This window comes from Psychrobacter sp. 1044 (assembly GCF_904846525.1).
Taxonomy (GTDB): domain Bacteria; phylum Pseudomonadota; class Gammaproteobacteria; order Pseudomonadales; family Moraxellaceae; genus Psychrobacter.
Map to the genome: position 1 here is coordinate 1 of NZ_CAJHAZ010000046.1, position 2028 is coordinate 2028.

The 2028-nt window shown below is 35.5% G+C and carries 3 protein-coding genes; 2 read left to right on the plus strand and 1 reads right to left on the minus strand.

Translation table 11 applies throughout. The features are described 5' to 3' along the window. A partial coding sequence (locus JMX82_RS14065) for a hypothetical protein (protein WP_201540992.1) occupies positions 1-930 on the plus strand: 930 nt, incomplete at its 5' end. Position 931: 1 nt separating this feature from the next. Beyond that, positions 932-1615, plus strand: a complete 684-nt coding sequence (locus tag JMX82_RS14070; protein WP_201540993.1) for a DNA adenine methylase — start codon at positions 932-934, stop codon at positions 1613-1615. 29 nt (positions 1616-1644) lie between these two features. Here JMX82_RS14070 and JMX82_RS14075 read toward each other — a convergent pair. Next, positions 1645-2028 (minus strand): transposase (locus JMX82_RS14075; protein WP_201540994.1); only part of this gene is annotated, 384 nt, incomplete at its 5' end.

The following is a 2028-nucleotide window of genomic DNA, read 5'->3' on the forward strand; positions in this document are numbered from 1 at the left end:
CAAGAATGGATGGAAAATAATCTGCCTAAACTATTTCATGATATGGGCTGTATCGATTTTATATTAAACTTACTATATCAGGAAGCATCTAAAATTAGAGGAGAAGATTTTAAAAAATTGGTAAGAGAAGGTAGAGGCGAGACTGGTGGTAAAACATATATATTTGAACGAATGTTTGCTTTAAGGAATAAGTGTGGATATAGCTTTAAGAGGGATACAAACGAAATAACAATAAACAATGCAGCTGTATTTAGATCATACATCAATACAATTGTCGACTACTTAATTAAAAATCCAAAAACGTCTTCTAGAACCATAGAAAGCATGAGTATTGAAAATTTTTTAACAGATTTGGAAACTTGTGGGTTTGCACCAAACGCTACGAATGCGAATGCTACGAATACCAATGCTACGAATACCAATGCTACGAATACCAATGCCACTAGTGCAAACTTGAGGTATAGTGTAAAAAATAGGCCTACACTTAAAAGAAAGAAGATTCCACCAGCTTTGAAGAAGCTAATTGATGAATGTTATAACTTGAAAGAAAATGATTCTGCGAATGCAAAAATTGCATTAACACGTATATCTTTTGAATGTACTTTAAAGTTTGTAGTAGAAAATACTAAGAACTCAAATGGTCAGTTTATGAAGGATTCGAGCTACTTTGATCCTGCCTTTAGAAAGGGGAGATTTACTAATTTCGAAGAGTTGAAAAAAAGATTTACTAGTCTCGTGATAGACACAGGTATCAAGACAGCTTTAAACGATTTTGATCTTCAACGTTCACATCAAATAATACATAATTATCATGTGGGCGCAATTCCAAATGATGCAAAGACTTTGTGTGATAACCTAGTAGTCTTAATCGATTTTATGCTAGAAGACGAATCAGTTCTGATAACCTCACTTGATATGAGTAAGTTATAAAATGTATTATTCTCCCTTAAGATATCCTGGAGGTAAGGCAAGGCTATCTGCTTTTATCGCTAAAGTTTGTATGGATAATGAAATTACAGGTCATTATGTAGAGCCTTATTCTGGAGGAGCAGCAGTAGCTCTTTTCCTACTTATGGAAGGTTATGTTGAAAAAATAACGATAAATGATAAAGATCGTTCAATTTATGCTTTTTGGCATTCAGTATTGTATAGAACAGATGAGCTTTGCAATTTAATTGAGAACGCTAAGCTTGATGTAGATGAATGGAGAAAGCAAAGAGAAGTTCAAAATAATAAAGCCGATTCAGATTTGTTAGATCTAGGGTTCTCCACTTTTTACCAGAATAGAACTAATCGTTCAGGGATTATTCAAGGTGGATTGATGGGAGGTATCGATCAACAAGATAAGTATCCTATGGATTGTAGGTTTAACAAAGCCGACTTAATTAAACGTATAAAAAATATAGCTCAACACAGAGAAAATATAAACTTGTACGGGCAAGACGCTGTAGATTTAATTGACAAGATTGAGTTAGAGTCTGCCAATGATAACGTTATATTCTATTTCGATCCTCCGTATTATAATAAAGCTAGTACTTTGTATATGAACCATTATAAAAATGATAATCATAAGACAGTAAGGGATAAAATTAAATCGATAGATAAGATAAAGTGAGCCCATCCCAGATTCTGTGTAACTGCCCTTTAGATTAAATGCTTACTGATACGGTCATCAAACATAATCATAAAACGATTCAGAGCAGACGTCCAGTTACGAATGGGCATAGACCACTTTTTGGATGCCTGCTGAGTTGCTAAATAGACCACTTTAAATGCTGCCTGATCAGAGGGGAACACCTTACGCTTATTCACCGCTGTCCGAATCACACTGTTTAGCGACTCTATCGCATTGGTGGTATAGATGGCTTTTCTGATGTCTTTAGGGTAATTAAAGAACACCGTTAAGCCCTCCCAGTTATTGCGCCAAGACTTAACCACGTGCGGGTAATCTTTGCCCCAAGTCTCATCAAAGTGCTCAAGATTGGCCTCTGCCATCTCAAGGGTATCAGCGCCGTAAATGGCCTTTAA

Bases quoted from the DNA above. Each gene is read 5' to 3' on its own strand.
- JMX82_RS14070 (WP_201540993.1), top strand. From the start codon at position 932: ATGTATTATTCTCCCTTAAGATATCCTGGAGGTAAGGCAAGGCTATCT.